3 protein-coding genes are annotated in these 6,000 nt (G+C 62.5%); 2 read left to right on the top strand and 1 reads right to left on the bottom strand.

Annotated elements, in window-relative coordinates:
* Window positions 1-2,405, top strand: a 2,405-nt coding sequence (locus tag CKO42_RS21690; protein WP_200248835.1) for a 3'-5' exonuclease, incomplete at its 5' end; no start/stop codon positions are given.
* A gap of 14 nt (window positions 2,406-2,419) precedes the next feature.
* Window positions 2,420-4,654: an exodeoxyribonuclease V subunit alpha gene (recD, locus tag CKO42_RS21685; protein ID WP_242479595.1), complete on the top strand. Its 2,235-nt coding sequence runs from the start codon at window positions 2,420-2,422 to the stop codon at window positions 4,652-4,654.
* Between the two features lie 439 nt (window positions 4,655-5,093).
* Here recD and CKO42_RS21680 read toward each other — a convergent pair whose 3' ends face one another.
* The gene (locus CKO42_RS21680) at window positions 5,094-5,966 is read right to left on the bottom strand and encodes a hypothetical protein (RefSeq protein WP_200248832.1); all 873 of its coding nucleotides are present in this window, start codon (window positions 5,964-5,966) and stop codon (window positions 5,094-5,096) included.
* Window positions 5,967-6,000 lie beyond the last annotated feature (34 nt).

Raw genomic sequence — 6,000 nt, 5'->3', positions numbered from 1 at the left:
CCGAGAACCCCATCCCCTACGTCAAGATCACCGCCAACGGCCGCGATGAAACCCTGCTCATCGACGGTGCACCGGCGACCGCGCTGACCTGCTGGACCCTGGAGCCCGAGGGCGCCATCACAACCGACTCCAAGGTCTACCTGAAGCAGATGGCGACAGCCGCCGCCGCTGAGATCGCCCGCTGGCTAGCCCAAGCCGCGGCCCCTGAGCCGCGCACCGGCTTCGCCGCGGCTGGCGGTGGGCAGGTGACCAAGCCGCTCAAGCCCAGCGACATCGCGATCCTGGTCCGCACGGGCGATGAGGCCGCGGTGATACGCCAGGCCCTCGGCGCCCTGCGGATCAATAGCGTCTACCTCTCCGATCGTGACTCAGTGTTCCAGACCCAAGAGGCGGTCGATCTGCTGCACTGGCTCAAGGCCTGCGCCGCTCCAACCGAGGAGAGCCTGGTGCGCGCTGCGCTCGGCACCAACACGCTGGCGATCCCGCTCGAGGAGCTGGCCCGGCTGCAAGAGGACGAGCTGGATTGGGAGACGCAGGTGATGCGCTTCGTCGGCTATCAGCGCACCTGGCAGCGCCAAGGGGTGCTAGCCATGCTGCGCCGACTGCTGCACGAGCAGAACCTGCCCGCCCGGCTGCTGCAGCGCGCCGATGGCGAGCGCATCCTCACCAACCTGCTGCATCTAGCCGAATGGCTGCAGCAGTCTGCCACCGCCCTCGATGGCGAGCAGGCCCTGATCCGCCATCTGAGCACGCATCTGGACTGCAGCGGCGAGGAGTTCATCGTCCGACTGGAGAGCGATGCCGAGCTGGTCCAGGTGATCACCATCCACAAGTCCAAAGGGCTCGAATACCCACTGGTCCTGCTGCCGTTCATCTGTAGCTGGCGGCCGATCGATGGACGCACTAGGCAGGTGCCGACGCGACTGGCTGCCGGAGAGGCGGGCGATGCAGCGAGTCCGCGCGCACTGGAGGTGGCGGGAAAGGATGCCTGCCAGGATGCCTGGGACAACGCCGATGATGAGAGGCTGAGCGAGGATATGCGCAAGCTCTACGTTGCGCTCACCCGCGCCCGGCATGCGGCCTGGCTCGGGATCACACCGCTGTGTCGCCAAGGTAAGAAACCGCAGTTGCATCAGTCTGCGCTTGGCCATGTGCTCAAAGGCGGCCAATCGTTCGCGAACGCCGCTGAGGTCTGGAACGCCCTCGAGCAGCTCAAGGGCGACTGCGAAGACATCGCCATTCAGCCACTGCCGACGACGCCAGCGCAGCCCCTGGCGACTGCGACGGACGCCGTGCTCGAGCCGGCCTGTGCACCCGGGCATGGCCGCTTCGAGCCCTGGTGGATCGCCAGCTACTCGGCGCTGACCGTGGGCGCGGCCCAGGTCGCCGCAGAGCCAGCGGAGCAGGGGTCTGAACCACGCGCGAGCGATACCGCCGAGCAGGAGACGGCGCAGGAGGAGTCGAGCGTGGAGACGGTGTTGACGACGGCGATGCCCGGCATCATGAGCAGCACGCTGACCAGCGAGCGCGCACACCCTGGCAGCGGAGAAGGCGACGGCGAAGGCGAAGATGCAGGCCAAACCGCTCCGGGATCAATCCACGCACTCCCGCGCGGCAGCCGCTACGGCACCTTCCTGCACGGGCTGCTGGAATGGGCCGCGCGGCTACCGCTGACCCAAGATCCTCAAGGCCAGCCCAGGCGCGGTTTCGCCGCTGCGGCCCATGTGCCGGCGCTGCGCCAGGAACTGCTCGCGCGACGCTGCCAACTGCGCGGCCTCACCGATTGGATCACCCCCTTGGATCAGTGGCTCCAGCAACTGCTCACCACACCCTGGACGCTCTCTGAGCTGTCACCCCCACAAGGGCCAGCGCCGAGCCTGCGCTTGGAGGATCTGGCACCCAGCCAGGTCCAGGTTGAGCTGGAGTTCTGGATCACCAGCGACGGCGTGAAGACCTCCAACCTCGATCGCCTGGTGCAAGCCCATTGCCTGCCCGGCGCGGCGCGGCCGCAGCTGCGGCCCAATCAGCTCGACGGCCTGCTCAAGGGCTTCATCGACCTGGTCTTCGAGCACCAGGGGCGCTACTACCTGCTCGACTGGAAATCGAACTGGCTCGGCCCCGAAGACAGCGCCTACACCGACGAGGCGATGCGCACGGCGATCCTCGCGCACCGCTACGATCTGCAATACGCGCTCTATCTGCTCGCCCTGCATCGGCTGCTGCGCGCCCGGCTGCCCGACTATCATATTGAGCAGCATCTGGGCGGCGCCCTCTATGTCTTCCTGCGCGGCCATCAGGCGCCGACGCAGGGACTCTTCATGGCCAAGCCCAGCCGCGCCTTGATCGAGGGGCTGGATCGGCTGTTCAACGGGCGGCCGCTGACGACTCAACCGGAGGTGGCCTGATGGTCGGATCATCGATGCAATCCCCAGGCAGCGCAGCGATGCAAGACAGGGGTGCTAAGCAGAGCGACCACAGCCGTGATTCCCGCAACAGCCAGGACCTCTTGGCCAGCCTCAGCAACTGGGTCGAGGCCGGCGCCCTGCGTGCAGTGGATCTGGCCTTTACGCGCTTCATCGCCGAGGAGGGTGGCGTCACGGATGCCGACGTACTGCTCGCCGTTGCGCTGACCAGTGAGCGCAATGGTCATGGCCATGTCTGTCTCGACCTACACAGAGCGTTGGAGTCACCGGATCGACTGCTTAGCCGGCTGCGCGATGACACCGACCTGAGCCCTCAAGTCCGCGAGGAATTGCGCGAGCAACTGGCGGCACTGGATCTGCAGGACTGGGTGAGGCGGCTTGCCAATGCCCACAACGTCATCGCCCCGATGATCGATGGGCTGACCGGCGTTGATCACGTCGCTGATCCGATCGCTCCCGAAGCCACGGGCACGGCGGAGAACCCCGCGAGACGCGAGCCAGCGCCTGCCGGGCACGCGGGCAGTCCCTTGGTGCTCGCGGGCAGTGCCGAGCGGCCGCTGCTTTACCTGCGTCGCTATTGGCAGTACGAGCAGCGCATTCGCGCCGGCATCCAGGCGCGACTGGTTACTCCGGTTGCGATCGATGTCGCCAGACTCGACGGCTACCTTGATGCGCTGTTTGGCCGCTCAGCAGGCCCACAGACCAGGCAAGCCACAGGGAAACAAGCGGCCTCTGAAAACCCAGAGCAACCCAACTGCCAGCGCATCGCCTGCGAGCGCGCGGCGAGCCGTCGCTTCTTCATTATCACGGGAGGTCCCGGCACCGGCAAGACCACCACCGTCGTGCGCCTGCTGGCCCTGCTGCAGCGCTTGGCGATGCCGAACGACGAGGGCGATGACGCGCCTGTCTTCACACCGCTGCGCATCGAGCTGGCGGCACCGACCGGCAAGGCTGCGGCGCGCCTGACCGAGTCGATCGCCGGGCAACTGCATGGGCTGCCGGGTGGTGCGGAGGCCTGGGGACCGGTGATTCCCAGCCAGGTCAAGACCCTGCATCGGCTGCTCGGTACTATCCCGAATAGCCGCCACTTCCGCCATCATGCCGCCAACCCGCTGCCGGCCGATGTGGTGGTGGTCGATGAGGCCTCGATGGTCGATGTCGAGTTGATGGCGCATCTGCTCGATGCCTTGCGACCGGATGCCAGGCTGATCCTGCTGGGCGATAAGGACCAGCTCAGCTCGGTGGAGGCCGGCGCGGTGCTGGGTGATCTTTGTCAGCCTGCTCCGCAGGGACCGTCGTCGTCGCCGAGGCTGCCCTGTACTCTGGAAACCGGCTCCGCGCTTGGGCAGGCCATCGTGATCCTGTGGCCCAGTTACCGGTTCAGCCAGGCGGGCGGCATCGGTGCGCTGGCCAGCCTGGTCAATCAGGGCGGGGTCGTTCAAAACGCCCTCAAGCTATTTAAGGCCAAGCAAGATCCAGCCCTGGGTATCATCGATGCCCAAGTGATCAGCGATCCGGAGGACACCGCCTTCAGCCGCTTGATGGCGGAGGCCTATGGGGCGAAGGACAGCTTCTTGCATCAACTGCGCAATCAGGCGCCGCCAGCGGATGTCGCCCAAGCCGCATTCGATCAGTGGGCGGCGGACATCTTGCAAGCGCAGAAGCGCTTTCAACTGCTCACCCCGCTGCGTCAGGGTGTTTGGGGCGTCGAAGGGCTCAACCAGCGCATCATCGCGTTGCTGAGACAGCGAGGATGGCTGGGAGAGGCAGGCGAGGACAGTCGGGCGATGGCGCCACGGCAATGGTTCCCCGGTCGGCCGGTGATGGTCACCCGCAATGACTACAGCCTGAATCTGATGAATGGCGATATCGGCATCACCTTGTCGGTGCCAGCACCGGTGAAGGGCGGCCAGGCGGCGGGGACGACCTCAATGCTGCGGGTTGCCTTTCCGACGGCTGAGGGTGGCGTGCGCTGGGTGCTGCCCAGCCGCTTGCAGGCAGTCGAGACGGTGTTCGCGATGACCGTTCACAAGGCCCAAGGCTCAGAGTTCGAGCACACCGCGCTGATCCTGCCGGATCGACCGAATCCGGTGTTGACCCGGGAGTTGCTCTATACCGCCATCACCCGGTCCAAGAAACGCTTTACGCTGCTTTACAGCCAGGAGGCGGTGCTCGCCGAGGCGCTCAGCGCTCGGGTCGAGCGGGCTAGTGGGTTGCAGGGTAGTTGGTAACAGCGGCATCAGTCCAAGTGCCGCTGGCTCAGCCCCACCAAGGCCGCTTTGCGCAGGCTCTCCAGCACCATACCGCGGCCAGTGCCAGCACCCAGGGCTTTATAATTCGTTCACGTAAGCGCCGCCCGAGTAGGGTGCGGATCATGTGCATGATCACCACCGCATTCACCTCTTTGGACCGGCGCACCAGTTGCCCAACCTACCTGCCCCAGTTGGCCGACCCTCCGGTATGCTCAAATAAGCAGAACTGGGACCGGCGACGGTGGGCGTTTTTTGCCAATGTGGTAGATTTAGATACCGGGAGGGATGGTGCACAGACTCCGTGTGTGCCGCTGTCAATGGGTGCCTGCTGTGCTGCAAGAGCACTGGCGTTATTGGCGCACTGGGGCTTTATTTATCCCATGGTTGCGCCAAATCAAGCTGTCTGAATTTTTAATGGTTACCCAGCTCGTAAGATATGTTTGTTCTGCCACTTTTCTCTCGTCTCAGGTTTCAGAAAAGGTATAAATGCCGGATCATCTAGGTCGTGCGTGTAAAGTCTTTTCCCATTGTTATTCACTTCTGGACTTAATAGAATAAATCGAAACGCTCGTGCATGTTCCGGTAGTCGCGCATCTTCGGAGTAATCGAGCCATGACCACAGCCAAGCCATGCTCAGAGATAGGTGACATCGTTGATTTCTGAAAATGGCGTTTTCGAGTCGCTTGGTATCGGTCCGGCATGTAAATGGTCCAGCAGGAAAATTCGCGTTACCAAGTAATTCCCAAGAGTTCCTTGCCCAATTCCGCATTTGGGCTGGAGGTTGCCAGAATTTTTGGTGGTTTGTCAGGCCGATCGCAAGGCCGAGAACGGGTTTGCACTCTCCTTCATTGCAGTCGCGTGGAGTGCAGTTAACCCCATCCACTAATCCATGATTTAATGCAAGTTCGAGCTTGATGCAGTCTTTGAGTAAATCATAGGGAAAGGCATAGCGATCGTTTGGGATAGTGTGCTGCCCCCCATCGATGATTGTCGGCACATACTTCAGTTCGATAAGGGCAACCTCGTCTTCATTGTGGCCAGCAATATCGAACGAGATGAATCCTGCATTGATCAGGTTTGTTGTATCGAATGTTAACTCTGACCTCCACTGCCAATCAGTGACGCGCGCGTTGAGGCTATCAATTAGCCGATCGCGAAAAACTCTCTCTAAGGCATCTCTATTTACTCTCTGCCCACGTTCTGGGAAGCCAAAGTTCTGGAAATTTGCTGAAAGAGAATTCACCGTCTCACTGATTTGATGCGTCAGTTTAATCCGTTCTTCTTCATTCATTTTTAATACCCTCTTAAGATGTTGCTACTCAGGC

The organism is Lamprobacter modestohalophilus, from assembly GCF_016583905.1.
In the GTDB taxonomy this organism is placed as follows: domain Bacteria; phylum Pseudomonadota; class Gammaproteobacteria; order Chromatiales; family Chromatiaceae; genus Lamprobacter; species Lamprobacter modestohalophilus.
This window is presented reverse-complemented; position numbering and strand designations above follow the sequence as displayed.